The organism is Kitasatospora sp. NPDC002040 (assembly GCF_040296785.1).
GTDB lineage: Bacteria > Actinomycetota > Actinomycetes > Streptomycetales > Streptomycetaceae > Kitasatospora.
Map to the genome: position 1 here is coordinate 96,333 of NZ_JBEOXV010000015.1, position 26,536 is coordinate 122,868.

The window sequence follows — 26,536 nt, forward strand, 5'->3', positions numbered from 1 at the left end:
GCGGGGAAGCGTCAGGAAGAGAGCGAGTACAGGTAGCGCATCAGGGCGAGCAGCACGTCGCGGCTGGCCGCCCGGCTGCGGGCGTCGCAGGCCACGATCGGCACCTCGTCGGGGAGGTCGAGCGCCGCCCGCAGGTCCTCGATCGGGTAACTCGGCGACTCCGGGAAGGTGTTGACGGCCACCACGAAGGGCACGCCGCGCTCCTCCAGCCGTCCGATCACGTCGAAGCTGACTTCGAGGCGGCGGGTGTCGACCAGCACCACCGCGCCCAGCGCGCCCTCGAACAGGCCGTTCCAGAGGAACCAGAACCGCTGCTGGCCCGGGGTGCCGAAGAGGTAGAGGACCAGCTCGTCGGAGATGCTGATCCGGCCGAAGTCCATCGCCACCGTGGTCGAGGTCTTCCGCTCCACCCCGGTCACGTCGTCGACCTCGACCCCGGCCCGGGTCATGGTCTCCTCGGTGGTCAGCGGACGGATCTCGCTGACCGCGCCGACCAGGGTGGTCTTGCCCACCCCGAAGCCGCCGACGATCACCACCTTGACGGCGGTGGCGGCGGTGTCCGGCAGCAGATCGGTCCCGGCCGGGCCGCCCGACCCGCTCGCGCCGCCCGGCTCAGAGCTTCTGAAGTCCATTCATCACCGCTTCGATCAGGGCACGGTCGGGGAGTTCGGCCTTGGGGACGGGGGCGCGGGCCTCGACCCGGTCCTCCGTCAGCAGGTCGGCGATCAGCACGGTGACCACGCTCATCGGCAGGTTGAGGTGGGCGGAGACCTCCGCCACCGAGAGCGGCGACTCGCAGATCCGCAGGATCGCCGCCTGCTCCGGCTGCATGGCCGGCTGCGGGCGGGACTTGGCGACGATCAGGGTGACCAGGTCGAGTACGACCCGCTCGGTCAGCCCGCTGCGTCCACGCGTGATCACGTACAGCCGCTCGGGATTACCCGCCTCCCAGTCCGCGCCGGGGTCGGTCATGCGACCTGCTCACCATGGCGCGGGGCTGTGCTCAAGTGCTCACCGATCCGGGCCACCAGGTCGCGCATCCGCTGGCCCATCAGTCCGGCGTCCACGCCCTGGTCGGCCAGCACCGCGAGGTAGGCCCGGGCGCCGGCCGCCATCAGGTAGAAGAAACCGCCACTGGTCTCGATCACCACCAGCCGCATCCGGCCGTCCCCGTGCGGGAATTCGGAGCCGATCGCGGTGGCCAGGCTCTGCAGTCCGGCGCAGGCGGCGGAGAGCCGGTCCGCGGTGTCGGTGTCCGTGCCGTACTGCGCCATCCGCAGCCCGTCCGAGGACAGCACCACCACGTGCCGGGTCTGCGGTACGCCCTCGGCCAGTTCCTTGAGCATCCAGTCCATGTTGGCCCGCTGCTGAATCACTGCTCACCCTTACCTGAGGACTCGTCACTGTGGTGGCCCGGCTGGCCGTTCACTCCGTCGGAGAAGGCCGCCAGCCACATCCCGGGCTGGGCCGGCTCCGCCACGGGGGCGGCCTGCGGGGTCAGCACCGGCCGGGTCGCCGCGGCGGCGTGCCGACGGCGCTGGGGCAGGCCGTTGGCGGCCCGCTCGGTGACCGCCGGGGCCTGTTCGGCGGCCCAGGGCTGCGGCCCGGACGACGGCCGGACGGCCGCCGGGGCGGCCGCGTGCCGGGCCGCCAGGGCCGGGCGGGCCGCCGCCGGTACTGCCCGACGCGGCCCGGAGGCCACGCCGATGCCGTGCGCCCGCTCAGTGGTCGCCGGGGTGGCGGTGAGCAGGTCCTGCGGGACGATCAGCACCGCGCGCACGCCGCCGTAGGCGGACGGGCGGAGCGAGACCTGGAAGCCGTACGCCTGGGCCAGCCGGCCCACCACCGCGAGACCGAGGCGGGGCGTCTCGCCGAGGTCGTTGAGGTCGATGCCCTCCTGCGCCTCGCGGAGCATCCGCTCGGCCCGGGCCCGGCCCTCCTCGCTCAGGCTGAGGCCGCCGTCCTCGATCTCGATCGCGATGCCGGTCTGCACCTCGACCGCGGTCAGGTGCACGTCGGTGTGCGGCGGCGAGTAGCGGGTGGCGTTGTCCAGCAGCTCGGCCAGCGCATGGATCAGCGGCTCGACCGCGGTGCCGATCACGGCCACCTCGGAGACCGGGTGCAGCTCGACCCGCTGGTAGTCCAGGATCCGGGAGATCGCACCGCGCAGCACGCTGTACAGCGGAACGCCCTTGCTCCACTGGCGGCCGGGGCGGGCGCCGCCGAGCACCGCGATCGAGTCGGCCAGCCGGCCCACCAGGGCGTTGCCGTGGTCGAGTCGGAGCAGGTCGTCGAAGACGGCCGGGTCGGTGCCGTGCCGGTCCTCCATCTCGCGCAGGTCCTGCGCCTGGCGGTGCACGATCGCCTGCACCCGGCGGGCGATGTTCACGAACGCCCGCTGGGCCGACTCGCGCAGCCCCTCCTCGGCGTCGACCGCCTCCAGGACGGTCCGCAGCACCGCCTGCCTGGCCTGCTGGAAGCCGGGCGAACTGTCGCCGGGGGACGCCTCGCGCAGCACGTCCTCCAGGAACTCACCGGCCTGCAGCCGGGCCACCGCCTTCGGCAGCTCCTCGGCGAGCTGGGCGGTCTCCGCCTCCTGGGCGGCCAACTGCCGCCTGAGCTCGGCCTCCTGGCGGTCCGCCCGCTCGCGCAGGTCGTCCAGCGCCCGGCCCCGGCGGGCCGCCTCGGCCGCCACCAGCCCGACCATCAGGGTGGCCACCGCACCGCACCAGGCGACCGCCGCCCTGGCTTCCTCGGCGATCAGGAAGGTGGCTATCGCGGCCGCTGCCGCGGTCAGCACCGTGGGCAGGAGCCATCCCAGGGCGCGCGCGGGGCGCCGATCTCCGGGCGTCTCTCCAGCACCAAGCATCAGCGTCCTCAACTGTCGGAAGGTGTACGGACCATAATGAGCCGCGTACCGGCCTGGGAGGGGCCTTTCCGGTCCTCGCCCACCCTGACTTGTCATGGGTTGGGCGGGCTGGGCGGGAGTAGCATAGCCGGTTTTTCCGATCACCCTGACGGAGTCTCAACACGCTGATCCGCTACCATATTTGGGCCTTTCACGTGGCCTTTTGGGTGCAGATCACATTGCTGCGGCCCGCCGTCGTGGACGGCGGGCCGCAGCGGTGGAAGGGCGGGTCAGGGGGTCTGGCCGCCGGAGGCGGGCTTCAGCTGGACCCAGCCGGCGTTGCTGGGCGCGCCCTCCTCGTTGAGCAGGAAGAGCATGTAGTAGCCGGGCGGAGCGGCCGCCGCCGAGGGCGGGGCCTGGAACTCCAGGAAGCCGCTCGACCGGCTCTTGATCCTCAGTTCCAGGTGCCGCTGGCTGGTGTTGACCGAGTGGGTCGAGGTGGTCGGGGCGAGCAGCACGGCCCGGGTGACGTCGTTCGCGGTGGTGCTGCTGACGGTGATCCGCTCGTTGTAGCCGACCGAGGGGTTGAACACCGTACCGAGGACGGGGCGGCTGCCCTGGTGCAGGTAGGCCGGCTCGTAGATCTCGATGCTGCCGTTCATGTCGTCGTTGATGTCCGGGTCGTTGGCGAGCTGCTGGAGCTCGTCGCCGGTCACCATCACCCGGCCGTCGGGGAGCACCAGGGCGTTGGAGTGGTAGCCGCGCGGCAGCCGCTGGGCCGGGCCGAGCTTCCAGTTGCCGTTCTCGTCCCGGAGTTCGGTCTGCCGGTACTTCAGGTCCGCGTTGGGGTTGTAGCCGCCGTTGCCGTAGTCGCGGATGTCGAAGGCGCCGTTCACGGTGAGCAGGGTGGCGTCCGGGAGCAGCAGGGTGTCGTCCTGGGTGCGGCCGAAGGCGCGTGGCTGCTGCTTGCTCCACTGGCCGCCGACCAGCTGGTAGGTGTTCGGGTCGTCCCGGTCGCCGCCGAGCACCAGCACCGAGTCCGGACCGCGGAAGCCGGCCGGGAGCGGGACGGCGGAGCCGTAGTTGCGGCCGAAGCCCTGCGGCGGGGTCATCGCGCCGGGGGCGGGCGGGTTGTCCGGGCGGGCCGGAAGGCTGCTCCTGGTCTCGGAGTTGAGGTCGAAGGTCCACTGCTGGTCGGGGCCGCGGCCGAGGCCGTAGATCTTGCCGTCGCGGAGCGAGAACAGGTGCGGGTAGTCCCGCTTGAACGGTGCGTCCGCCTTGAACCTCCCGACCGACCAGCCCTCCGGCCGGTCGGTCTTCGCCACCGGGACGCTCCGGTCCAGCGCCGGGAAGCGCTCGACGATCGCGGTCGGCGTGCCCCAACCCAGCTCGGACTGGCCGGACATGATGAGCTGCCGGCCGTCCATACCGGTCACCACGCTCGGGTACCAGCGGCCGACCGCCATGTCCTTGTTCTGGTACCAGACCTCCTGCCAGGGGTCGAAGACCAGCGAGAGCTTGGCGCCGCTGCCGCCGTTGCCGCCCAGGTTGCCGCCGAAGACGCCGACCATGCCGTTGGGCAGGAAGGAGTGCCCGGCGCAGAAGAACGGTGCGGGGCGCGGCTGGTTCAGCCCGTCCGGCATGTTCACCACCGGCGGGGTGACCTTGGTGAAGGCGCTGGTGCCGGTGCCCTTGGCCGGATCCCAGAGGTAGGCCCGGCCGGCGTTCTCCTTGCCGATGGTGCCCGTCGGGGCGGGCTCCTTCTCCGGGTTCTTCTCGATCCGCTCGAACGAGAACAGCAGCACCTTGCCGGTCGGCAGCAGGGCGACGTGCGCGGCGAAGTCCGGCGACGGGAAGTACTCCCGGAACCGGCCGAACTGGCTCGGGTCGAAGCCCTGGTTGGCCGCGGCCTGGGACTCGCCCAGCGCCTTGAGCCGCTCGGTCCTGGTGGTCTGCGGGTAGTCGCCGATCGCCGCCAGCATCCGCCTGGCCTCGGCGTGCTCCTGGGCGTGCTCGTCGCCGAGCACCGCGGCCTCGCCCGGATCGGACTGCGCCGGCGCCCGGGCGGGTGTGTCGGCGGACCGGTCGTGGTCGTGGGCGGCGCTCGGTCCGGCCGCTCCGACGGCGAGTGCGGAGGCGGCGCAGACCGCCAGGGCGGCCGTGAGCAGCCGCCGGGGGACGGGCGGATTCCTGCGGGACATGGGTCTCCTAGCGAAGCCGGGACTGGGGGCGGAGGCCGGAGGACGGACCGACGCGCCGTCACTCAGTGTTGGTGCCGCTGCGACTGACTGTCATTCCGGGGCGGGCAGCCGGGTGAGCCGGTCCGACGATTCGTCCGGTCGGGTCAATCCGACCGCAGGCCCTATTGCCGTTCGCGTACATACCGTAGCGTCGCCGGTGCGCTGTGCAACCACACCACCACCGGGAGGCAGCATGCCGAGTGAGCTGAGACTGCGTGAGAGCGAAGACATCCAGGGCGACGTGATCGCGGGTTTCAAGAAGGACCAGATGACCCTGCTGTTCCTCAAGTTCGAGGACGCGGCGAGGGCGAGGACATGGGTGCGGCAGCTGGAGCCGCAGATCTCCACCACCCGACAGGTCGCGAGCTTCAACGCGGCGTTCCGAAAGGCCAGGCAGGCCTCGGGCGGCGACGATCCGCAGCGGCTCAGGGCGACCTGGATGAACGTCAGCTTCACCTACGCGGGCATCAGGGAGCTGACCGGGAAGGACCCGCTGCCCACGGTGCGGCAGGGCGGCACGCTGGAGGCCTTCAAACAGGGCTCGGACAACCGGGCGCTGGGCGACGTCGGCGACAGCGCCCCGGCCAACTGGCTGTTCGGGGACAGCAAGGGCGGCCAGGCCGTGCACGCCGTGCTGACCATCGCGTCAGACACCCTGGGGGACCTGCAGGCCGCCGTCACCGCGCAGCGCGAGGCGACCGCCCAGGCCAGGATCGTGATCGTGTTCCAGCAGAACGGCGCGACCCTGACCGGCACCCGCCGGGGCAAGGAGCACTTCGGCTTCAAGGACGGGGTGAGCGAGCCCGCCGTGCAGGGCTTCGACGAGCCCGATCCGGTGCGGCCGGAGTACGAGAAGGGCAAGCCCGGCACCCGGCTGATCCCGGCCGGCGAGTTCGTGGTCGGGCAGCCGAGGATCGGCGGCCTCGGCTACGACGAGATGCCGGAGTGGGCGGAGAACGGCAGCTTCCACGTGGTCCGCCGGCTGGCCCAGGACGTGCCCGGCTGGTGGGCGCAGATCTCCACCCAGCTCAAGGTGCTGAAGAAGGCCAAGGTGGTACCGGACGAGGCCACCCCCGAGTGGCTGGCCGCCCGGGTGGTCGGCCGCTGGCGCTCCGGCACCCCGGTGGCCAAGTGCCCGAACGCGGACCGCCCGTTCAACGCGCTGTCCGGCGAGGACAACGACATCAGCTTCCGGAGCGACCCGGAGGGCTTCACCACCCCGCTCTTCTCCCACCTGCGCAAGACCAACCCCCGGGACGGCCTGCAGGAGAGCCCGGGCACCGAGCCCTTCCCGGAGAACCCGGTGATGGACCGTCGGCGGATCATGCGCCGGGGCTCGCCGTACGGCGCTCCGTTCGACCCGGCCTCGGAGGGGCCCGGCGGCCCCGACGACCCGCGCGGGCTGCTCTTCGTCAGCTACCAGTCCGACCTGGTGGAGCAGTTCGAGTTCATCCAGAAGTCCTGGATCAACAACGCGGACTTCCCGCCCAACCGGGCCAACAAGCCCGGCCCGGACCCGGACGTGGGCCCGACCGGCACGGTGACCTGGGAGTCCCCCGGCGCCTCCACCGAGCTGACGTTCCACCAGTTCGTCAGCACCGAGGGCTCGGTGTACGGCTTCGCGCCGTCGCTGACCACGCTGCGGCTGCTCGGCGAGGGGCGGCTGACCGACAAGCTGCCCAGCACCGTCCGGCCGACCGACGCCTTCCTCGCCGTCCCCGACCTCTACCGGCAGGGCGGCAAGAGCTGGTACTGGGCCTACGGGACGGGCAGTTCGGGCCCGGTCGCCCGGACTGTCTCGATCGCGGACGGCAACGAGCACCACGACCGGCTGGAGCGCGCCGACCGGCCGCTCTCCACCTGGCCGCAGCTCTACACCGGGGTCGACCGGGTGGACGCGGTGCTCCCGGTGCCGGACGAGCAGCGGGTGAACGGGCGCAGCCGGTTCTGGCTGTTCCACACCACCGAGGGCCGCCAGGTCTACCGGCTGGTCTCGATCGCCGACCGGGCCGAGTCCGGTCTGCCGCCGGACCAGGCCGGCACCGTCGACCGGGGCGACCGGGCGATCACGGCCTGGGCCTCGTTCAACGGCATCCAGCAGGTGGACGCCTTCCTGCCGGTGCCGGACCAGCAGCGGCAGAACGGCAAGAGCTGGTACTGGGTCTTCCACACCTTCATGGGCCAGCAGGTCTACCGGTTGATCTCGATCGCCGACGGCAGCGCGCACAACGACGTGATCGAGCGCGGCGACCGCTCGCTGTCGCTCTGGCAGTCGCTGGCCGGGATCAGCCGGGTGGACGAGTTCCTGGCCGTGCCCGACCTCCAACTGGTCAACGGCTTCAGCCTGTTCTGGGTGTTCCACCAGGACAGGTACCGGATCATCTCGATCCGGAGCGGTGCCGGGCACCCGGACCAGGAGTCGGTCGCGGACCGGCCGCTGACGCTCTGGACCTCGCTGACCGGCTGACGGCCGCTGCTCCCGTACGGGCCTGCGGGCGGTGGGGGCGGACCCGTACGGGATGTTTCAATCTCTTGAACTGATGTGAAATATACCTTCGATTTGAAGGTCATCCGGTTTTCCCACGCTTGGATTCAAGGCATGGAACACCCCTCCTTCCCTGTCCGGCTCGCGGCCACCGCCGCTGCCATCGCCGTCTCCACCACCCTGCTCACCGCCTGCTCCACCGACAGCGCGGGCTCGGGGAAGGTCCGGATCGGCATCTCGGGGGCCAGCTCCGACTGGGACGTGCTCAAGCAGAAGGCCGAGGCCGAGGGCATACACATCGAGCTGGTCACCTTCGACGACTACGCGCTGCCCAACAAGGCCCTGGCCGCCGGCGACATCGAGCTCAACGCCTTCCAGCACCTGGCCTTCCTCAGCCAGTTCAACGCCAACAACGGCACCGCGATCGTGCCGCTCGGCGCCACCTCGGTCTCCCCGCTCGGCCTCTACTCGCTCAAGCACAAGAGCGTCGACCAGATCCCGGACGGCGGGAAGATCGCCGTCCCCAACGACCCGTCCAACCAGGGCCGGGCGCTGCGGGTGCTGGAACAGGCCAAGCTGATCGAACTCAAGCCGGACACCGGCCTGTACGGCACCCCGGAGTCGATCTCGGCCAACCCGAAGCACCTGACCATCGTGCCGGTGGACGCCCAGCAGACCCCGCGCAGCCTGCAGGACACCGCCGCCGCCGTGATCAACTCCGGGGTGGCCGGCCAGGCCGGGTACGAGGTCAAGCAGGCGATCTTCCGGGACGACCCGAAGAACCCGTCCACCCGCCCGTACGTCAACGTGATCGCGGCCCGCGCCACCGACCGGGACAACGCCACCTACCTGCGGATCGCCGAGCTCTACCACTCCCCCGAGGTGCAGGCCGCCGCGGCCGAGGAGTCCAAGGGCGCCAGCGTCCCCAGCGACCTCGACCGGGCCGCCCTGCAGGCCGAGTTGGACCGACTGGCCAAGCAGGTGAAGGGGAGGTGATCGAGTTCGCCGAGGTGACCAAGGAGTACGGGGACTTCCGCGCCCTGGACCGGGTCAGCCTCACCGTCCCGGACGGCGGGATCTTCGGCGTGATCGGCCACAGCGGCGCCGGCAAGAGCACCCTGCTCCGGCTGGTCAACCAGTTGGAGCGCCCGACCTCCGGCTCGGTCCGGCTGAACGGGGTCGAGCTGACCGGGCTGAGCGAGCGCCGGCTGCGGGCGCACCGGCGCGAGATCGGCATGGTCTTCCAGCAGTTCAACCTGTTCAAGTCCCGTACCGTGCTCGGAAACGTGGCCTACCCGCTGAAGCTGGCCGGGCTCTCCCGGGCCACCGTCCGGCAACGGGCGCTGGAGGCGCTGGAGTTCGTCGGCCTGGCCGAGTACGCCACCCGCCACCCCGAGCAGCTCTCCGGCGGGCAGCGCCAACGGGTCGGCATCGCCCGGGCGCTGGCCACCTCGCCGAAGCTGCTGCTGAGCGACGAGGCCACCTCGGCGCTCGACCCGGAGACCACCCTGGAGGTGCTCGACCTGTTCCGGCGGATCAACGCCGAACTGGGCGTCACCATCGTGCTGATCACGCACGAGATGGACGTGCTGCGGCGGATCTGCGACCGGGTCGCGGTGCTGGACGGCGGCCGGCTGGTGGAGACCGGCGAGGCCTACCAGGTCTTCGCCCGGCCCCAACACCCCACCACCGCCTCGTTCGTGCACTCCGTCCTGCCGGACCGCCCGGCCGGCGCCGCGCTGGAGCGGCTGCGCGGGCGGCACACCGGGCGGCTGCTCACCGTGCCGTTCACCCACGACGGCGACCTCGGGCGCGGTCTCTCCCGGCTGCTCCGCGAGCACCGGCTGGACTTCGCCCTGGTGCACGGCGGGATCAGCGAGGTCGGGCAGCTGCCGCTGGGCAGCATCACGCTCGAACTACACGGCGAGGAACGGGATCTGACCGCCTTCCTGGCTGTCTGGGAGGGCACGGAGGTGATGGCGGCATGAAGGTCGACTGGAACGTCTTCTGGCCCAAACTGGCCGACGCGACCGGGCAGACGGTCTACATGGTGCTGGTCACCCTGCTGCTCTCCTCGGCGCTCGGGCTGGTGCTCGGCCTGCTGCTGTACGCCACCCGGAAGGGGAACCTGCTGCAGAACCGGGCGGTGTTCTCGCTGCTCAACCTGCTGATCAACCTGGTCCGGCCGGTGCCGTTCATCATCGCGATCGTCGCGATGGCCCCGCTCACCCGGGCCGTCACCGGCTCGATGATCGGGACCGAGGCGGCGATCTTCCCGATGGTGGTGGTCGCCACCTTCGGGGTGGCCCGGATCGTCGAGAACAACCTGGTCGCGGTCGAGCCCGGGGTGATCGAGGCCGCGCGCGCGATGGGCGCGGGACCGGTCCGGATCATCCTCACCGTGCTGGTGCCCGAGGCGCTCGGCCCGCTGATCCTCGGGCTGACCTTCATCCTGGTCGCGCTGATCGACTTCTCGGCGGTCGCCGGGACGGTGGGTGGCGGCGGGGTGGGCAACCTGGCCATGACGTACGGCTACCTCCGGTTCGACACCTCCGTGATGGTGGTGACGGTGGCGGTGCTGATCGGGCTGGTCCAGATCGCCCAGCTGACGGGCAACCTGCTGGCGCGCAAGGTGCTGCGGCGCTGACTCAGCCCGCCGCGTCCAGGATCGCCGCCGCCACCTCGGCCGGGCGGTCGTACATCAGCAGGTGACCGGCCGGGGCGGCGATCCGGAACTCCGCGCCGAGGCGGGCAGCCAGCTCCCGCTGCCGCTCCAGCCAGGCGCGGTCGCTCCGGCCGGAGCGGCTGGTCCGGCCGTCCTGGTCGGCCTGATCGCTCCGGCCGGTCCGGCTGGTTGAGGCGGCCAGCACGATCGCCGGGGTGCCGCCGAGCGGGGCGGTCCGGCGCAGCGCGTTCAACTCGGCTGCCACGTCCGGGTAGTAGGTGTTCTCGGCGAGCGCGGCCCGGAGCGAGCGGCTGGTGCGGTAGCAGCGCCGGACCGCATCGGCCGGGGCCGGGTCCCGGTGCCCGAGCGTGGTCGCGGCCCCGACCAGCCGGCGGGCGGCCGGGCCGAACAGGTACGGCACGGCGGTGGCGGTGGCCAGCGCGCCGAGCGAACGGACCGTCAGTCCGCGCAGGGCCGGGGCCCGGGCGGGACGGGCGGCCGGTTCGGTGCTGCCGTCCAGCAGCACCAGCCCGGCCGTCCTGGCCGGGTAGAGCCGGGCGAACGCCTCCACGTGGAACGCGGCGATCGAGTGGCCCACCACCGTGGCGGCTCCGTCCGCCGCGCCGGCGGTCGGCACCCCGTCCAGGACGGCGGCGATCCGGGCCGCCTCGCCCCGGGCGGTGGGCGCACCGGGGACGGCCTCGCTCAGGCCGAAGCCGGGGCGGTCGAAGCGGATCACCGTCCGGTGCGGTTCGAGCAGCGGGACCACCGGGTCCCAGTCGAACCAGCAGCAGCCGAGGCCACCGCTGAGCACCGCCACCGGACCTCGGCCGGAGACCCGGACGTGCACGGCCCGGCCGTCGACCCGGACGAAGCGCGGGGCGGTCACCGGGGGCGCTCCGGCTCGGCGACGGCCGTGGGCTCTGCCGTCTTTCTGGGCTCCGTGGCCACGCTCCTGGACAGCACCGCCAGCCAGACCGCGATCAGCAGGATCTGCGAGCGCTGCCCCGCGCCCATCGTCCAGGTGCCGTGCCCGGCCTCGAAGGCGGCGATCGCCCCCAGGCTCCAGACCGTCGCGAGCAGCTCGGCCGCCACCAGCCAGGGCCCGTACCGGGCCAGCGGCGGCCACCAGCCGTACCGCCGGGCCGCCACGGTCAGCAGGACGACGGCGCCGATCGCACCGACCATGGCCAGGCTGCTGCTGACCGCGTGCGCGGTGTGGGTGGCCGGGACCAGGCCGGCCGTCTCCCGGGCCGCGCACTCCGGGTCCGCGGTCGGCGTACAGCTCAGCGGCAGTCGGGAGTCCACCGCCGTGGCGGCACCGAACAGCGCCAGGGCCGACCAGCCCGCCACCGCCCAGGGCCGCCGTCCCGCCCGGTACGGACCGGGCCGCCACAGCGCGGTACCCGCCGCCGCCAGCACGGCCAGCCCGGCGACCAGGTCGGTGGCCCGGAACAGGCCGCCGAGTGGTTGGTCCTCGGCCGCCAGTTCACTGACGTAGGTCTGCACCGGGTCCAGCCCGGTGCTGAGCACCACCTCCAGCACCCACGCCGTGTAGGCGAGGGCGCTCAGGAGCAACAGGACGGCGGTCGCCTTGGTCGCCCTCGCCGCCGGGCCGGTCGCCCGGCCCTGCTCACGGCCCTGTTCACCGCCCTGCTCACGAGCTGCGGAACCGGGGCGGCGGGCTGCGGGGCTGGGCATCCGGCCAGCCTAGTCACCGGGGTGGGCCGTCCCCGGCAGGCGCAGGGAAACCGATTCGGAGCTTCCCCTCGGAACGTGTATTGTTCTCGGCGTCAGACAGGCGCCGCTAGCTCAGTTGGTTAGAGCAGCTGACTCTTAATCAGCGGGTCCGGGGTTCGAGTCCCTGGCGGCGCACAGACAGACGGAAGGCTCTCCACTCAGGTGGGGGGCCTTCGGTCGTTTCGGCCCCGCGACGGGCGGGCTGGCTGTCCAATGGAGACAGAGAGCACCCGACAGAGGAGCACCCATGCCGAACCCCGCACCGGGCCACCGGATCGAACTGGTCCGCCCCGAGCAGACCGTCACCGTGGAGATCGACGGCGCCCAGGTCGCCAAGTCGGCCCGTCCGCTGGCACTGTTCGAGACCGGGCTGCCGGTCCGCTACTACCTGCCGCCGGAGGACGTCGACCTGACGCTGTTCCAGCCGAGCGCGACGCACACCACCTGCCCGTTCAAGGGCGAGGCCGCGTACTGGTCGTACCACGACCGGCACGACGTGGCCTGGTACTACCCGGAGCCGATCGACGCGGTGGCGGAGATCGCCGGGTACGTCTGCTTCTACGACAGCGTTGCCCGGGTGCACATCGAGGGCGAGCTCCCGCGCTAGAGCGACGGCTGTGGCCGTCGCCGTAAACCCGGGGTAAGAGAAAACGGGACAAAGGTCCCTAACATCCGACATACCGTTCGGGGCAGGCTGGGTGGGATCGTCTCCAATCCCGACCGCGTGAGCAACCGTCACAGGTCTCGCAGGAAAGGCCTCCCCGTTGCCCCGCAGTGCCCCGAACGGTCCCCACCCGCGCCCCCGCAAACCCGGCAAGCGCCGCCCCCGCCGGTCCGGCTGGCGCCGGCTGATACCCACCTGGCGGGTGACCCTGGCCGGTTCGCTGGTCTGCGGAGTGCTCGGGGTCGGCCTGTTCGCGGTCGGCCTGGCCGTGGTGAAGGTGCCGGACGCGCACGCGCTGGCCACCGCGCAGAGCAACACCTGGCTCTACCAGGACGGCAGCCTGCTGGCCCGGACCGGGCAGACCAACCGCCAGAACGTCAGCCTGGACAAGATCTCCGAGGACGCCCGGCACGCCGCGATGGCCGCCGAGGACCGGAACTTCTACCAGGAGGGCGCGGTCAACGTGAAGGGCCTGGTCCGGGCCGCGTTCAACAGCGCCAAGGGCGGGTCCACCCAGGGCGGCTCGACGATCACCCAGCAGTACGTCAAGAACACCTACCTGAGCCAGAAGCAGACCGTCAGCCGCAAGGTGAAGGAGCTGTTCATCGCGCTCAAGGTGGACGCCACCGAGACCAAGGACGACGTCCTGGCCGGCTACCTCAACACCTCCTACTACGGGCGCGGCGCCTACGGCATCCAGGCCGCCTCGCAGGCCTACTACGGGATCGACGCCTCCCAGCTCAACGCCGCGCAGGGCGCCTACCTGGCCGCGCTGCTCAACGCGCCGAGCGCGTACGACGTCGCGACGGCCACCCCGACCGGCAAGCAGAACGCGACCAACCGCTGGAACTACGTGCTCGACGGGATGGTCCAGGAGAAGTGGCTCTCCGCCGCCGAGCGGGCCGCGATCACCTTCCCCGAGGTGAAGGAGCCCAAGAGCGCCCCCGGGGTGTCCGGCCAGGCCGGCTACCTGGTGAACGCCGCCACCGAGTACCTCATCGCGCACAACGTGCTCACCGACGCCCAGCTGGCCGAGGGCGGGTACACCATCAAGCTGACCGTGGACCCCAAGCGGCAGCAGGCTATGGGCGCAGCCGTCCAGCAGCAGTTCACCGACAAGCTCAGGCCGGACACCCGGGCGGTGGACGCCGCCGCACAGGCCGGGGCGGTCTCGCTCGACCCGAAGACCGGGGCGGTGGTCGCCCTGTACGGCGGGCAGGACGCCACCAAGCACTGGATCGACAACGCCACCCGGCAGGACTACCAGGCGGGGTCGACCTTCAAGGCGATCGCGCTGGCCGCCGCGCTGGAGAACAGCGCGAAGACCCAGTCCGGACAGACCATCACCCCGCAGAGCGTGTACGACGGCCGGAGCAACCGGCCGGTGGAGGGCGGGCGCGGCAAGGCGTACGCACCGCCGAACGAGGGCAACAAGAGCTACGGGCAGATCACCCTGCAGCAGGCCACCGACTGGTCGGTCAACTCGGCCTTCGCCCAACTCGCCCAGGACACCGGCCTGGAGAAGGTCCGGGAGACCGCCGTCGCGCTCGGCCTGCCCGCCGCCACCCCCGGACTGGAGGCGAACGCCTCGATCTCGCTCGGCACCTCCACCCCGAGCGTGCTGGACATGGCCGGGGTGTACGCCACCCTGGACAACGGCGGCAAGCAGACCACCCCGTGGCTGGTGCAGTCGCTGGAGCACGAGGGCGAGAACGTCGCCCTGCCGGCCCCGAAGACCACCCAGGTGATCAGCGCGGAGACCGCCCAGACGGTCACCTCGATGCTCCAGGGCGTGGTGAGCGACCCGGGCGGCACCGGATGGCGGGCCCAGGAGCTCGACCGGCCGGCCGCCGGGAAGACCGGCACCACCGACGGCCTGAGGTCGGTCTGGTTCGCCGGCTACACCCCGGAACTGGTCACCACCGTCGCCCTGTTCGGCCAGGATCCGGCCAGTGGCAAGCAGGTCTCGCTGGACGGGACCGGCGGGGCCTCCGGCGCGGCCGGCGGCAACTTCCCGGCCCGGATCTGGACCGCCTACATGAAGGCGGCGCTGGACGGGAAGCCCGTCACGGACTTCCCGGGTGGGGCCTCCGACCGCACCCGCTCCACCGGCCCCTCGTCCACTCCGTCCTCGACGCCGTCCGGCTCGACCGACCCGGCGACCACCCCGGCGGGGACCCCGTCCGACACCCCGTCAGCACCGCAGACCCCGGCCACCCCGGACCGGTCCACCCCGACGCCCACGCCCACGCCGAAGCCGAAGCCCACTCCGACGCCGACCCCCAAGCCCACGCCCACCCCGACACCGACCCCGACGGCGCCGAACCCGACCGAGGAGCCGAACGGGAACGGAGCTGACGCCGGCACGGCCCAGCGACAGTCGGCCCTGACCGGCTGACCCGGCCGGCCGGCGGGCTGACGGGGTCGGTCCCCGCGCTCGCAGCGGCAGGACCGTCCGGCGTGGACACCCCTTACCGGAAAGCCGTTCGGGCTGGCACAATGCGTCGGTGCACAGCTCATCGCCGCTCCCCCGGCCCTCCTGGCTCTCCCTCCGGACGCTCGGCCTCTCGCTGGCCCTGGTCTCGGCCCTCGCCTTCGGCGGCTCCGGCACGACGGCCAAGCCGCTGATCGAGGCCGGGCTCTCGCCCCTGCACGTGGTCTGGCTCCGGGTCACCGGCGCCGCGGTCGTCCTGCTCCCGCTGGCGTACCGCCACCGGGCGGCGTTCCGGCGGCGGCCGCGCCTGATGATCGGCTTCGGGCTGCTCGCCGTGGCCGGGGTCCAGGCCTGCTACTTCGCCTCGATCTCCCGGATCCCGGTCGGGGTGGCGCTGCTGATCGAGTACCTCGGGCCGCTGCTGCTGCTCGGCTACCTCAAGTTCGTCCAGCGCAAGCCGGTCTCCCGCGCCGCCACGATCGGCGCCGGGGTCGCGGTGACCGGTCTGGCCTGTGTGGTCGAGGTCTGGCACGGCCTGGCCTTCGACACCCTCGGGGTGCTGTTCGGGCTCGGCGCCGCCTGCTGCCAGGTCGGCTACTTCCTGCTCGCCGACGCCGGGCGGCAGGGTGACAAGCCGGTGGACCCGATGGCGATCAGCGCGTACGGGCTGCTGATCGGCGCCGTCGCCCTGACCGCGTTCACCCAGCCGTGGACGGCGGACTGGAGCGTGCTCGGCGGCGACGTGGTGATGAACGGCCGGGTGCTGCCCGCCGCGCTGCCCGCCGCCTGGATGGTGCTGGTCGCCACCGTGCTGGCCTATCTGACCGGCGTGGTCTCGGTGCAGTTCCTCTCACCGGCCGTCGCCGCGGTGGTGGCCAACCTGGAGGCCGTGGTCGCCACCGTCGCCGCGTGGTTCCTGCTCGGCGAACGGCTCGGCGGCTGGCAGCTGATCGGCGGTCTGCTGGTCCTGATCGGTGCGTTCGCCGCCCAGACCAGCCGGCCCGCCGAGCTCGCCCCGGAGACGGCCCGGCCCGCCACCGAGCAGAGCATGGCGGGCCGACAGCACTGAACCGGGGTCAGCCGACTCGGCCCCACTCGCACAACCGGCTCGGCCTCACTTGCCCAGTCGGCTCGGCCTCACTTGCCTGCCCAGCCGAACCAGTCCAGGTGGCCGAGCGGCCAGACCACGGCGGCGGCCGGGCCGACCACGTCCGCCACCGGGACGGCACCGGCGCCCGGTCCGCCCTGGTGGTAACGGGAGTCGGCGGAGTCGCTGCGGTGGTCGCCCTCCACCCAGACGTACCCCTGCGGGACGGTGACCGGGCCGAAGTCCAGCCCCGCGCAGGAGTCGTCGCCCGGGTGCAGGTACGGCTCGGCGATCGTCTTCCCGTTCACCGTGAGGTTCTTGCCGGCGCACTGGACGGTCTCGCCGCCGGTCGCGATCACGCGCTTGACCAGGTAGTTGTCGTCCTTCGGCGGCAGCAGGCCGACAAAGCTGAGCGTGCTGCCCACCACGTCCCCGAGCGTGCCGCTGCTGGTCGGCTGCACCGGCAGCCAACCGCCCGGGTCCTTGAAGACCACCGGCTCGCCCCGAGCGGGCTCCCAGCCGAACAGCGGCGCCAGCTTGTTGACGGCCACCCGGTCACCGATCCGCAGGGTGTTCTCCATCGAGCCGGACGGGATGCTGAACACCTGGAACAGGCAGGTCTTGATGGCCAGTGCGATCACCAGGCCGAGCACGATCATCGCCGGGAACTCGGCCCACCAGGGCAGTCGACGGCGCCGACCGGGGGCGGTGGACCGGGGTTGTGCATGGGACTCGGCCTGCTGGTCCGGGATCTCGACCGCCGGGCCGGTTTGGGGAAGGGTCACGGATCAGGCCGCCTGCATGCTGGGAGCCTGCGGGTGGAGGGCCCGCTTCGCGGCGTCCTGCCTGGACCGGTACTGCCTGGCCATCGCTGTCCTGCCTTTCCGGGGAGATCCGGGGAGAACAGCACGCTAACGCCGCATTGGAACTGTCGCGAAATCAGGCATTTGGCCGCCGCCGCCGAAACGGGGGCGGAACAGGGGCCGGGCGGGAGGTGTCGCGGGCGTCCGACCCGCTTCAGGACTGGGCGATCGCCTCGTGGTGCCTGATCACCTCGGCGATGATGAAGTTCAGAAACTTCTCCGCGAACACCGGGTCGAGGTGCGCCCCTGCGGCGAGCTCACGCAGTCGGGTGATCTGGGCCCGCTCCCTGGCCGGATCGGCGGGCGGCAGCTTGTGCTCGGCCTTGAGCCGGCCGACCCGCTGGGTCGCCTTGAACCGCTCGGCCAGCATGTGGACCACGGCGGCGTCGATGTTGTCGATGCTCTCCCGCAGGCTGACCAGCTCGGACCGGACCGCCTCGGCGATCTCGCCGTTCCCGTCCGCTGCGTCGCCGGTGGCGGCCGTGGAACCGGCGGGGGTGGCGGAGGAGTTCGTGGGCTGATCAGTCATCGGGGTGGCTCCGGAGCTAGCTGACTGGGCCCTGGCAATCTAACAGGGCAACCACCGCGCCATCCTTCAGTCCGTCACCTCGTCCGGCATCTGGACACCCCGGTGGACCGGTAGCCGGTTCCGGGACTTCACGCCCCACCCGGCACGTAGGCTGAACGCGGCATGACCTGACCTGACGGACCACCAGTCCATCACCACAGGAGGTACCTGATCGTGGCAACCACCCGTACCGCGCACACCGCTTGGAAGGGCAACCTGCTCGAAGGCCAGGGCGAGGTCACCTTCGACTCCTCCGGCATCGGCCAGTTCCCGGTCTCGTGGCCCGCCCGTGCGGAGGCGGCGAACGGGAAGACCAGCCCCGAGGAGCTCATCGCGGCCGCGCACTCGGCCTGCTTCTCGATGGCCCTCTCGCACGGCCTGGCCGGCGCGGGCACCCCGCCCACCGCCCTGGACACCAAGGCCGACGTCACCTTCCAGCCGGGCACCGGGATCACCGGTATCCACCTGACCGTCGTCGGCCAGGTCCCCGGTCTGGACGAGGCGGACTTCGTGAAGGCCGCCGAGGACGCCAAGGCCAACTGCCCGGTGAGCCAGGCCCTGACCGGCACCACCATCACGCTGACCGCGACGCTCGGCTGACCCTCCGGAGCCGGCCTCGCCGCCTCCGTCCCCGCCCCGGACTCCGCCGACTCCGCGTCAGAACGGCACTACTACCGGTAGTTCTGTCTGATGAGCAGCACGGCAGGGGGCGCGTGCGCCCCTGGTACGCATCTCACGATGCGTACCAGGGGCGCCGTCACGTACCGGCACGGTTGCTGTGAAACCCGACGAATCACCCTGGCGGCGGTCGCCGCCTCAACGACGCGCGTCCTATGATCACCGCAAAGCCCTGGTTCCTTGCCGAACGCTTTCCACCCAGCGATCCGCGCACCGAACGCCGACCGAACGTCGAGGGCCCGACAGAGCGGTGAGCCGGCCACTGCGGTGCGGTCGGCCGGAGCAGCGTCAGCAGCGGACGGGAGCATGCCGTGCCGGGTCGGAACGAGGGGGCCGACCGTCTCTGCCCGGTCTGCTCCGCACCGCTGGGCCTGCGCGACAGCGGCAGCGACCCCGACCACGGCACCGACCACGGCCCGGACGCGCTGGTCGACGCACTCCAGGCCAGCGAGTCCCGCTTCCGCGCCGCGTTCGCCGATGCCGGCATCGGCATGGCGCTGATCGGCTCGGACGACCGGATCATCGAGGCCAACCCGGCCTTCGCCGCCATGATCGGCCATGAGGCGCCGAACCTGGTGCGGACACACATCCACGAGATCATCGACCCCGAGGACACCCCTCGACGGCTCTACCTGGAGCTGGTCCGCGGCGAACGCGACCGCCTGCGGGTGGAGAAGCAGCTGAAGCACCGCGAAGGCCGCGTGGTGTGGAGCAATGTGACGATCTCTCTGATCCGGGACGGCGCCGGGCAGCCGATGTACACCCTGGCCATGGTCGAGGACGTGACGGAGCAGCGGCTGCTCGGGGACCAGCTGGCCTACCAGGCCATGCACGACCCGCTGACCCGGCTGCCGAACCGCACGCTCTTCTTCGAGCGGCTCAACGCGGAGTTCGGACCCGGGGCCGAGCCGTCGTCGAGCGGGCTCCCGCGCTCGCTCGACCGCGGTCCTGACGGTGGCGACGACTTCGCCGAGCCCCGGCCCCGCACCGGGGCGGCGGAGGCGGCCGACCCGACCGGGGACGGTGAACCGGCGGACCCGGGCAGGCGGGTCGGCCTCTGCTACCTCGACCTGGACGGCTTCGCCGCGATCAACGAGACGCTCGGCCACCATGCCGGGGACGAGCTGCTGGTGGCGGTGGCGGCCCGGCTGGAGCACGGCTTCGCCCGGGGCGACGGGCAGGGCAACGGGCCGGGTGGCGGGCGGCTGGTGGCCCGACTGGGCGGGGACGAGTTCGCCGTCCTGGTCTGCGACAGCGCCGGGAGCGAGCAGCTGACCGCGCTCGCCGCCGATCTGATCAAACTGCTGGCGGAGCCCTTCCACGTGGCCGGCCAGCAGTTGGCCGTGACCGCGAGCGTCGGGGTGGTCGAACGGCGGATCGTCGAGACCACCCCGACCGACCTGCTCAAGGACGCCGACGCCACGCTGTACTGGTCCAAGGCCGACGGCCGGGCCCGCTGGACGCTCTACGACCCGGACCGGGGCGCCCACCAGCTGACCAGGCAGCGACTGGCCACCGCGCTGAGACCGGCGCTGGAGCGCGGTGAGTTCACGGTCGAGTACCAGCCGCTGGTGGGGCTGGCCGACGGCACCGTGCACGGCGCCGAGGCCCTGGTCCGCTGGCGCCATCCCCGGTACGGGACGCTCTCCCCCGACCGCTTCATCCCGCTCGCCGAGGAGTCCGGCGCCATCGTGCCGCTCGGCAAGTGGGTGCTGGAGGAGTCCTGCCGGCAGGCCAAGCGCTGGCTGCTGGAGTTCCCCGAGGCCGAGGCCTTCGTCAGCGTCAATCTGGCGGCCCGCCAGATCTGGGACTCGGACGTGGTGGCCGACGTCGCCCAGGCGCTGAAGCTCACCGGCCTGCCCGCCCGGCTGCTCCAGTTGGAGATCACCGAGAGCGCGGTGCTCGGCCCCGGCGGCCGCCCGGTCCAGGCGCTCCAGGCGCTGGCGGACATGGGCATCCGGATCGCCATCGACGACTTCGGCACCGGGTACTCCAACCTCGCCTACCTCTCCCGGCTGCCGGTCCACGTGCTCAAGCTGGACGGCAGCTTCATCGAGGGGTTCCGTGACCCGGCCCCGGGCGGGCGCCCGGACAGCCGCTTCCGCCGCACCGACGCGGACGAGCAGATCGTCGGTGCGATGGTCCAGCTCGCGCATGCGCTCGGGCTGACCGTGACGGCCGAAGGCATCGAGAACGCCTCCCAGGCCGAACGCCTGCGGCTCACCGGCTGTGACACCGCCCAGGGCTGGTACTTCGCCCGGCCCGGCGAGGCCGAGCGGATCGCGGCCATACTGCGTGAAGGTCGCGTCCGCTCGGCCTGACGGGGCGTCGGCTCCTGGCTCTGGGGGTTCTCCGACGGTCAGCGGGAAGGCGTCAGCCCGTACGCCTGGGCGATCAGGCCGTAGGAGCGCTGCCGGGCCTCGTGGCCGTGGATGTGCGAGGTCACCATCAACTCGTCGGCCCCGGTCCGCTTCCGCAGCGACTCCAGCCCGTCCGCGACGTCGCCCGGGGCGCCGAGCACGACGTTGGCCAGCCAGTCGTCGATGAAGTCGGCCTCGGCCGGGCTGTACGGGTACTCCGCCGCCGTCTCCGGGCTCGGGATCAACCCGGGAGTGCCGCGGCGCAGTTGGAGCATGGCCAAGCCCGCCGAACGGGCCAGCCGCCTGGCCTGCGGCTCGTCGTCGGCCGCCACCGCGCTGACCCCGATCAGCGCGTAGGGCTCGTCCAGCACCGCCGAGGGGCGGAAGGAGGAGCGGTAGAGGTCGAGCGCGGGGACGGTGTTGGCCGCGCTGAAGTGGTGCGCGAAGGCGAACGGGAGGCCGAGCCGGCCCGCGAGCCGGGCACTGAAGCCGGAGGAGCCGAGCAGCCAGACCGGCGGTCGGCCGTCGCCCCGGGGAACGGCACTGAGCCTGGCGTACGGGTGCCCGTCCGGGAAGTCGCCGTCCATGAAGTGCAGCAGCTCCGAGAGCTGGTGCGGAAACTCGTCCGGCCCCTCCTCCAGGCCCCGGCGCAGCGCGCGGGCGGTGGCCTGGTCGGTACCGGGGGCCCGGCCGAGGCCGAGGTCGATCCGGCCCGGGTGCAGGGACTCCAGCAGGCCGAACTGCTCGGCGATGGCCAGCGGCGCGTGGTTGGGCAGCATCACGCCACCGGAACCGAGCCGGAGCGTGCTGGTGTGGGCCCCGAGGTGAGCCAGCAGAACCGCCGGGGTGGAGCTGGCGACGCCGGGCATGCCGTGGTGCTCGGCGACCCAGAACCGGTGGTAGCCCCAGCGCTCGGCGTTCCGGGCCAGCTCGGTGGTGGCCGTCAGCGCCTGGCTCGGCGAGTACCCGGCGCCGACCGTCGCCAGGTCGAGGATGGAGAGCGGGGCCGGGGCACTGCCCCGGATCACGCCGCGGATCGGGTCCCGGATCGGGTCGGCGGGCGGGGCCGGCGGTGCACTCGCCTGCGGTTCGTCCTCGGAGGTCATGCCGGGGGTCTCCCTTCTGGCGAGGTGCGGGCCGTCCGTTCCTGCCGTCGAGACTCCACCAACCCGGACGGACGGTTCGCTGTTCCCTCCGGACCCGGGGTGTGACGTGCCCGTCCGCGGATGTGCGTGGCCCCGGCGGGCGCCGGGCACCCTCCGGCGTCCGCCGCCACCGGACCCGCCGCCGCGCCGCTTCGCGCACTGACGGTCAGACAGCGGGCACGGTGAGTTGGCGAGTTAACGCCAGCGCCAGAAGTCGCCAGGCGTAGGACTCGCGCCGCCGAACGCCTTCCGGCAGGCTTTCCGATCAGTGGGGGCAGCACATCGGAGCCCTCACCCCCCTGCAAGGTCGGCGGGCTGGACCAGTGCCGCTGGACCCCCGTGAGCCCCTGGAGCGGCACCCCGCCTCAGGGGCTTACGCCATTCCCGAGCACTTTCCTGATACGGCCGACCACCCTCCCGGCGCCCCAGGTGCCGACTCGCCCGGCCGCACAGCGGATCGCTGTGATGCGCGACACACGGGGGTGCTTCATGGCATGAAACGTCAACCCGCTAGCGTTTACCCCCGTAGCCACCTGGGATCCCTCCAGGCGACTTGTTGAGGGAGCATCGCCTTGGACGCCGCAGCGCTAGTCGGGCCGGTATGGATCTGTGTACTGGCACTCTGTGCCGTGCTCGGTGACGCCTTCCTGCCCTTCCTGCCGAGCGGCACGCTGGTGATCCTCGCCGTGCTCAACACCACCGATGTGGCCGGCGCCCCGCTGATGCTCGCGGCCGGCGTCGCCCTGGCGTCCTTCCTGGGCGACTTCGTTCTGCTGAATCTCGCCCGGCGCGGTTCACCCAGGGTCCAGCGCCGACTCGACGACCGCCCCGAACTGGCGGCCAGCGTCGAACGGCTGCAGCGCTACTTCACCGGGCAGACGAGTCGAACGGCCGCCGCCGTGGTGATCGTGGCCCGCTTCGTCCCGGCCGGTCGGACCGTCCTGGACCTGGCCGTCGGGCACTCCGCCGACTCCACCCGCCGGTTCCTCCGGATGTCGGCCCTGGCCGCACTGATCTGGGCCGCGTACATCGTGAGCCTCGGCTGGCTGAACAGCCACTGGTTCAACACCGACTGGCTCAGCCTGGTCGTCTCCTGCGTCGCGGCCACCGCGATCAGCACCGCGGTCGCCCGGCTGGTCCGCCGTCGCCGGCGCGAGCTCGCGCTCACCTGACGTTCCCCCGGCTCGCCGCTCCGGCCCCCGTACCGGTCGTTCCTGCACCGCCCGGTCATCGCTCGGCCAGCCACTCGGCCATCCGATCGGGCGGCGTTCCGAAGAACTGTCCCAAGACTGCAACAGTCCTCCTATCGTGGAGCCTGACGCCCCTTGGCTGCGTGTTGTCCCGCAGTGAAGGGGCTTTGAAGTGCCTTCATCCCGCATGGCATGCTGACGATGAAATATCCATCAATATCCGATTTTTCCGCACAGGCGGACTGTCGGACGCACTACGGCTGGGGAGACCATGGGGAGCATCTCGCGCAGGACCGTGCTCAGTGCCACCGCCGCCACTGCCGCTCTCGGAGCGGTGGCCGCCTGCAACGACAGCGGCTCCGGATCCGGGACCGGCGGCTCGGGGTCGAGCAGCTCCGCCCCGGGCACCCCTGGTGCGAGCGGGAGCTCGAGCACGGCACCGGTGAAGGGCAAGCCGATCGGGGACGGCTCCACCTCGGACACCGGCGCGCAACCCAACCAGCCGAAGCCCGAGAAGCTCAAGGCCGGTGAACGGCCGCCCCAGTTCGTGGTCTTCTCCTGGGACGGCGCCGGCGGCACCGACGACAACCAGTTCCCACGGTTCCTCAAGCTGGCCGAGCAGTACAAGGCCTCCATGACCTTCTTCCTCTCCGGCATCTACACCCTGCCGAAGAGCAAGTCGAACCTCTACCACCCGCCGCAGCACTCGGTCGGTGCCTCCGACATCCCCTTCCTCTCCGACGGCGCGGTGAAGAGCACCATCAAGCTGATCAGCCAGGCCTGGCTGGCCGGGCACGAGATCGGCACCCACTTCAACGGGCACTTCTGCTCCACCCGCTCCGACGGCAACGGCGTCAACAAGTGGAGCCCCGAGGACTGGCAGAGCGAGATCGACCAGGCCGTCTCCTTCGTCACCCAGTGGAAGACCAACACCGGCTTCACCGACGTGGATCCGCTGCCCTTCGACTACAAGAAGGAGCTGATCGGCGCCCGGACCCCGTGTCTGGAGGGCCAGAAGGCGCTGCTCCCGACGGCGGCCAAGCTGGGTTGGAAGTACGACTCCAGCTCGCCGGGCGGACTGCAGATCTGGCCGCAGAAGGTGCAGGACGGCAAGATCTGGGACTTCCCGCTCCAGTCCGTCCCGTTCCCCGGGCACAGTTTCCAGGTGCTGTCGATGGACTACAACATCCTCGCCAACCAGTCCGCGGGCAGCACCAAGGGCGACCCGGCCAAGTACGACGCCTGGCGGGCCCAGGCCAAGGACGCCTACCTGGCCGGCTTCGACCGCGCCTACAACTCCAACCGTGCGCCGCTGTTCATCGGCAACCACTTCGAGCAGTGGAACGGCGGCATCTACATGGACGCCGTCGAGGAGGCGCTCAAGGTGATCGCGGGCAAGCCGGAGGTCCGGCTGGTGTCGTTCCGTCAGTTGGTCGAGTGGCTCGAGGTGCAGGACCAGTCGACACTGCGGAAGCTGCGGACGCTCGGGGTCGGCAAGGCTCCGACGGAGGGCTGGGAGGCCTTCCTCGGTTCGGCGGGCTGACCGCCGCTGCCGCGCGGTCGGCGGTCGGCGATCAGCCCGGTCGGCGGGTCAGCCGGCCAGCAGCCGTCGGACGATCTGCTCGGCCCCGGCCGGCCCCGCCACGATCGTGTAGTGGTTGCTGTCGGGCACCGGAGTCGCCGTGACCCGGTCCGGGTCGAGCCCGGCGAGCTCGATCCGCTTCGGGTCGTACAGGCCCTGCGGCTCGTCCATCAGACCGCGTTCGGCCCAGAGCAGTTCGGCCGGGAGCGGCAACCGGTGGACCGCCGCAGCCGCTTCCTGGTCGAGCAGGACCTCCCGGCCGTCCTGCTCGATCGCCTCCAGCACGCAGGAGGACCGGAGTTCGGGCTCGGTACCGATCAGGTCCCGCTGGATGTAGGTGTCGAACCCGGGCGGCCACTCCCCAGTGAAGGCCGGGTGCTGCTGCCAGAACGCCCGGTAGGCGTCCCGGCTCGGGAAGGTCATCGACAGCCGGGCCAGCGCCGGGCCGAGCACCGCGCCGAGCGCGGCGTCCTCGGTCACCCCGGGCGGCAGCGGGAAGCTGAGCGCCCCGTCCACCAGGAGCAGCGAGGACGCCAGCTCGGGGTGCCGGACGGTGGTGAGCGCGGCGACCCAGGCGCCCATCGAGTGGCCGGTGAGCCGGACCCGGCCGAGGCCGAGCGCCGCCACCAGCGCGGCGACGTCGTCGGCGTGCCGGGCCAGGCCGTACGGTCCGGTGACCGTCCGACTCGCGGACCGACCGCGCAGGTCGGGGGCGATCAGGGTGGCCCGGCCGGCCAGGCAACGGGCCACCTCGCTCCAGGCCAGGGCGTTCGCGGTGATGCCGTGCAGAGCGACCACGACCGGGGCGTCGGGGTCGGTGGCCGGCCACCGGAGCGCCGTCAGGTCACCACCCGGGACGGGGACGGTCAGCTCTTCGTAGCGGGCGGGTCCGGAGCTCAAGTGGTGCCACCTTCCAGGGAGTGGGCCGGCCCGGGGGCACCGACGCGGTCGCCACCGGAGCGGGTGGCCCGGACCCGGGCTGGCAGTTTAGCCAGGCCCCCGGGGAGCAGGTAGACCACCGCGACGAAGAGTGCTCCGAGCAAGAAGAGCGGCTGCGAGAGCGGTACCCGGAGCACAGCCGGAAGGTCCGCGATGGCCGAGGAGTTGGCCAGATCCCCCAGCCGATGGCCGGCCCAGGTGTAGAGGACACCGCCGAGCAGCGGGCCCCACCGGGTGCCGGAACCGCCCAGCACCACCATCACGAGCAGTGCGAGGGTCGCGTCCGAGGTGGCCGCCTGCGGGGTCGCGCCACCGGTGAGCAGCAGGTAGACCACACCGCCCGCGCCGGCCAGGCCACCGGCGATGACGAAGGCCACCAGCTTGAAGCCGTAGGGCCGCAGGCCGAGCACCTCGACCCGGCGCTCGTTCTCCTTGATGCCCTCCCAGACCCGCCCGGTGGGCGAACTGACGGCCCAGTGGACGACGGCGAGGGTCAGCACCAGGTAGCCGAGGGCGATCCAGTAGAGGTTCGCGGTGTTCTCGATCCCGACCAGGCTGTCGGGCAGGAGGTCGACCGGAGCGGCTCGCCCCTCCTCACCGCCGGTCACCCCGCCGGGGTTGCGCTGGACCAGGATCGAGCCGGCCTGGGCGAAGGCGAGCGTCACCATCGAGAAGCCGATGCCGGTCACCCGGAGGCTGACCGAGCCGAGCAGCAGCGCGAGGCTGATGGAGCAGCCGATGCCGAACACGGCGGCCGCGACGAACGGGAGTCGGAGTTCGAGCATGGCGAGGTCGGTCGCGTAGAGGCCGGTGGCGAAGTAGAGCGCGTGGCCGAAGGAGAGCAGGCCGGTGCGGCCGAGCAGGAGGTCGTACCCGGTGGCGAGGGCCCCGTAGACCAGGCACAGGGCGATCAGTTGCAGACTTCCGGGACTGCCGAGCGGGCCGTCGAGCAGCCCCGGGATGGGAAGCGCACTGTATGGGGCGACAAGGAACAGGATCAGCAGAGCGATCGGCCACCAGCGTAGCGCTCTGTGCATCACTGTCGAGC

General features: G+C 71.9%; 23 protein-coding genes and 1 tRNA gene. 12 read left to right on the forward strand and 12 right to left on the reverse strand.

Going from position 1 to position 26,536, the window contains the following annotated elements:
* Positions 1-11: 11 nt before the first annotated feature.
* The 5 genes from ABT118_RS26295 to ABT118_RS26315 all read right to left on the reverse strand — a co-directional run bounded on the left by ABT118_RS26295 (position 12) and on the right by ABT118_RS26315 (position 5,049).
* Positions 12-632, reverse strand: coding sequence for a GTP-binding protein (locus ABT118_RS26295; RefSeq protein ID WP_350673710.1), 621 nt, complete (start codon positions 630-632; stop codon positions 12-14).
* Complete coding sequence (locus ABT118_RS26300) at positions 613-972, reverse strand: DUF742 domain-containing protein (protein WP_350673715.1); 360 nt, start codon at positions 970-972, stop codon at positions 613-615. Before ABT118_RS26300 ends, ABT118_RS26295 begins: the two co-directional genes overlap by 20 nt.
* Positions 969-1,376, reverse strand: coding sequence for a roadblock/LC7 domain-containing protein (locus ABT118_RS26305; RefSeq protein ID WP_057237695.1), 408 nt, complete (start codon positions 1,374-1,376; stop codon positions 969-971). Before ABT118_RS26305 ends, ABT118_RS26300 begins: the two co-directional genes overlap by 4 nt.
* A complete protein-coding gene (locus ABT118_RS26310) occupies positions 1,373-2,869 on the reverse strand; it encodes a sensor histidine kinase (RefSeq protein WP_350673719.1) in 1,497 nt (498 codons plus the stop codon). Before ABT118_RS26310 ends, ABT118_RS26305 begins: the two co-directional genes overlap by 4 nt.
* A 269-nt stretch (positions 2,870-3,138) precedes the next feature.
* Positions 3,139-5,049, reverse strand: coding sequence for a galactose oxidase early set domain-containing protein (locus ABT118_RS26315; protein WP_350673722.1), 1,911 nt, complete (start codon positions 5,047-5,049; stop codon positions 3,139-3,141).
* Positions 5,050-5,281: 232 nt separating this feature from the next.
* Here ABT118_RS26315 and ABT118_RS26320 point away from each other — a divergent pair, with 232 nt between their 5' ends.
* The 4 genes from ABT118_RS26320 (at position 5,282) to ABT118_RS26335 (ending at position 10,220) form a co-directional block, all read left to right on the forward strand.
* Complete coding sequence (locus ABT118_RS26320; RefSeq protein WP_350673727.1) at positions 5,282-7,555, forward strand: Dyp-type peroxidase; 2,274 nt, start codon at positions 5,282-5,284, stop codon at positions 7,553-7,555.
* A 132-nt stretch (positions 7,556-7,687) separates the two neighbouring features.
* Positions 7,688-8,569, forward strand: coding sequence for a MetQ/NlpA family ABC transporter substrate-binding protein (locus tag ABT118_RS26325; RefSeq protein WP_350673732.1), 882 nt, complete (start codon positions 7,688-7,690; stop codon positions 8,567-8,569).
* Positions 8,566-9,561: a methionine ABC transporter ATP-binding protein gene (locus ABT118_RS26330; RefSeq protein WP_350673737.1), complete on the forward strand. Its 996-nt coding sequence runs from the start codon at positions 8,566-8,568 to the stop codon at positions 9,559-9,561. Before ABT118_RS26325 ends, ABT118_RS26330 begins: the two co-directional genes overlap by 4 nt.
* Positions 9,558-10,220, forward strand: a complete 663-nt coding sequence (locus tag ABT118_RS26335; protein WP_350673741.1) for a methionine ABC transporter permease — start codon at positions 9,558-9,560, stop codon at positions 10,218-10,220. Before ABT118_RS26330 ends, ABT118_RS26335 begins: the two co-directional genes overlap by 4 nt.
* Position 10,221: 1 nt before the next feature.
* Here ABT118_RS26335 and ABT118_RS26340 read toward each other — a convergent pair whose 3' ends face one another.
* Together ABT118_RS26340 and ABT118_RS26345 are read right to left on the reverse strand one after the other, a co-directional pair.
* Entirely contained in the window at positions 10,222-11,127 is a 906-nt protein-coding gene (locus ABT118_RS26340) for an alpha/beta fold hydrolase (protein ID WP_350673744.1), read from the reverse strand.
* Complete coding sequence (locus tag ABT118_RS26345) at positions 11,124-11,939, reverse strand: DUF998 domain-containing protein (RefSeq protein WP_350673748.1); 816 nt, start codon at positions 11,937-11,939, stop codon at positions 11,124-11,126. The genes ABT118_RS26340 and ABT118_RS26345 overlap by 4 nt, the downstream gene beginning before the upstream one ends.
* A gap of 100 nt (positions 11,940-12,039) precedes the next feature.
* Here ABT118_RS26345 and ABT118_RS26350 point away from each other — a divergent pair.
* From ABT118_RS26350 to ABT118_RS26365, 4 genes are all read left to right on the forward strand, one after another.
* Positions 12,040-12,113 (forward strand) — tRNA-Lys (locus tag ABT118_RS26350).
* A 112-nt stretch (positions 12,114-12,225) separates the two neighbouring features.
* A complete protein-coding gene (locus ABT118_RS26355; RefSeq protein WP_350673750.1) occupies positions 12,226-12,585 on the forward strand; it encodes a DUF427 domain-containing protein in 360 nt (119 codons plus the stop codon).
* Positions 12,586-12,844: 259 nt separating this feature from the next.
* Positions 12,845-15,040 (forward strand): transglycosylase domain-containing protein, encoded by a 2,196-nt coding sequence (locus tag ABT118_RS26360; RefSeq protein ID WP_350673753.1) that lies wholly within the window; start codon positions 12,845-12,847, stop codon positions 15,038-15,040.
* Positions 15,041-15,149: 109 nt separating this feature from the next.
* On the forward strand, positions 15,150-16,145 hold the full coding sequence (locus ABT118_RS26365) for an EamA family transporter (RefSeq protein ID WP_350673758.1): 996 nt from the start codon (positions 15,150-15,152) through the stop codon (positions 16,143-16,145).
* Positions 16,146-16,213: 68 nt separating this feature from the next.
* On the opposite strand, the gene lepB is transcribed toward ABT118_RS26365, so the two are convergent.
* Complete coding sequence (gene lepB, locus ABT118_RS26370) at positions 16,214-16,948, reverse strand: signal peptidase I (RefSeq protein ID WP_350673762.1); 735 nt, start codon at positions 16,946-16,948, stop codon at positions 16,214-16,216.
* A 232-nt stretch (positions 16,949-17,180) separates the two neighbouring features.
* The gene (locus ABT118_RS26375; RefSeq protein WP_350673765.1) at positions 17,181-17,555 is read right to left on the reverse strand and encodes a chorismate mutase; all 375 of its coding nucleotides are present in this window, start codon (positions 17,553-17,555) and stop codon (positions 17,181-17,183) included.
* Between the two features lie 213 nt (positions 17,556-17,768).
* Between ABT118_RS26375 and ABT118_RS26380 the strand changes: the two genes are divergently transcribed.
* Together ABT118_RS26380 and ABT118_RS26385 are read left to right on the forward strand one after the other, a co-directional pair.
* Entirely contained in the window at positions 17,769-18,194 is a 426-nt protein-coding gene (locus ABT118_RS26380) for an OsmC family protein (protein WP_350673770.1), read from the forward strand.
* Between the two features lie 389 nt (positions 18,195-18,583).
* Entirely contained in the window at positions 18,584-20,593 is a 2,010-nt protein-coding gene (locus tag ABT118_RS26385) for a putative bifunctional diguanylate cyclase/phosphodiesterase (RefSeq protein ID WP_350673774.1), read from the forward strand.
* Between the two features lie 38 nt (positions 20,594-20,631).
* On the opposite strand, the gene ABT118_RS26390 is transcribed toward ABT118_RS26385, so the two are convergent.
* The gene (locus ABT118_RS26390) at positions 20,632-21,738 is read right to left on the reverse strand and encodes an LLM class flavin-dependent oxidoreductase (RefSeq protein ID WP_350673779.1); all 1,107 of its coding nucleotides are present in this window, start codon (positions 21,736-21,738) and stop codon (positions 20,632-20,634) included.
* 668 nt (positions 21,739-22,406) lie between these two features.
* Here ABT118_RS26390 and ABT118_RS26395 point away from each other — a divergent pair.
* Together ABT118_RS26395 and ABT118_RS26400 are read left to right on the forward strand one after the other, a co-directional pair.
* On the forward strand, positions 22,407-22,949 hold the full coding sequence (locus ABT118_RS26395; RefSeq protein ID WP_350673784.1) for a DedA family protein: 543 nt from the start codon (positions 22,407-22,409) through the stop codon (positions 22,947-22,949).
* A 289-nt stretch (positions 22,950-23,238) separates the two neighbouring features.
* A complete protein-coding gene (locus tag ABT118_RS26400; protein ID WP_350673787.1) occupies positions 23,239-24,510 on the forward strand; it encodes a polysaccharide deacetylase family protein in 1,272 nt (423 codons plus the stop codon).
* Positions 24,511-24,558: 48 nt separating this feature from the next.
* On the opposite strand, the gene ABT118_RS26405 is transcribed toward ABT118_RS26400, so the two are convergent.
* Together ABT118_RS26405 and ABT118_RS26410 are read right to left on the reverse strand one after the other, a co-directional pair.
* Positions 24,559-25,449, reverse strand: a complete 891-nt coding sequence (locus ABT118_RS26405) for an alpha/beta fold hydrolase (RefSeq protein ID WP_350673790.1) — start codon at positions 25,447-25,449, stop codon at positions 24,559-24,561.
* Positions 25,446-26,525 carry a branched-chain amino acid ABC transporter permease gene (locus ABT118_RS26410; RefSeq protein WP_350673795.1) on the reverse strand — a complete coding sequence of 360 codons (1,080 nt, stop codon included), beginning with the start codon at positions 26,523-26,525 and terminating at the stop codon, positions 25,446-25,448. Before ABT118_RS26410 ends, ABT118_RS26405 begins: the two co-directional genes overlap by 4 nt.
* Between the last annotated feature and the right edge of the window lie 11 nt (positions 26,526-26,536).

Coding starts and splice junctions, on each gene's coding strand:
- ABT118_RS26295 (WP_350673710.1), bottom strand. CDS start 632: ATGGACTTCAGAAGCTCTGAGCCGGGCGGCGCGAGCGGGTCGGGCGGC.
- ABT118_RS26300 (WP_350673715.1), bottom strand. CDS start 972: ATGACCGACCCCGGCGCGGACTGGGAGGCGGGTAATCCCGAGCGGCTG.
- ABT118_RS26310 (WP_350673719.1), bottom strand. CDS start 2,869: ATGCTTGGTGCTGGAGAGACGCCCGGAGATCGGCGCCCCGCGCGCGCC.
- ABT118_RS26315 (WP_350673722.1), bottom strand. CDS start 5,049: ATGTCCCGCAGGAATCCGCCCGTCCCCCGGCGGCTGCTCACGGCCGCC.
- ABT118_RS26320 (WP_350673727.1), top strand. CDS start 5,282: ATGCCGAGTGAGCTGAGACTGCGTGAGAGCGAAGACATCCAGGGCGAC.
- ABT118_RS26325 (WP_350673732.1), top strand. CDS start 7,688: ATGGAACACCCCTCCTTCCCTGTCCGGCTCGCGGCCACCGCCGCTGCC.
- ABT118_RS26335 (WP_350673741.1), top strand. CDS start 9,558: ATGAAGGTCGACTGGAACGTCTTCTGGCCCAAACTGGCCGACGCGACC.
- ABT118_RS26345 (WP_350673748.1), bottom strand. CDS start 11,939: ATGCCCAGCCCCGCAGCCCGCCGCCCCGGTTCCGCAGCTCGTGAGCAG.
- ABT118_RS26355 (WP_350673750.1), top strand. CDS start 12,226: ATGCCGAACCCCGCACCGGGCCACCGGATCGAACTGGTCCGCCCCGAG.
- ABT118_RS26375 (WP_350673765.1), bottom strand. CDS start 17,555: ATGACTGATCAGCCCACGAACTCCTCCGCCACCCCCGCCGGTTCCACG.
- ABT118_RS26390 (WP_350673779.1), bottom strand. CDS start 21,738: ATGACCTCCGAGGACGAACCGCAGGCGAGTGCACCGCCGGCCCCGCCC.
- ABT118_RS26400 (WP_350673787.1), top strand. CDS start 23,239: ATGGGGAGCATCTCGCGCAGGACCGTGCTCAGTGCCACCGCCGCCACT.
- ABT118_RS26410 (WP_350673795.1), bottom strand. CDS start 26,525: ATGCACAGAGCGCTACGCTGGTGGCCGATCGCTCTGCTGATCCTGTTC.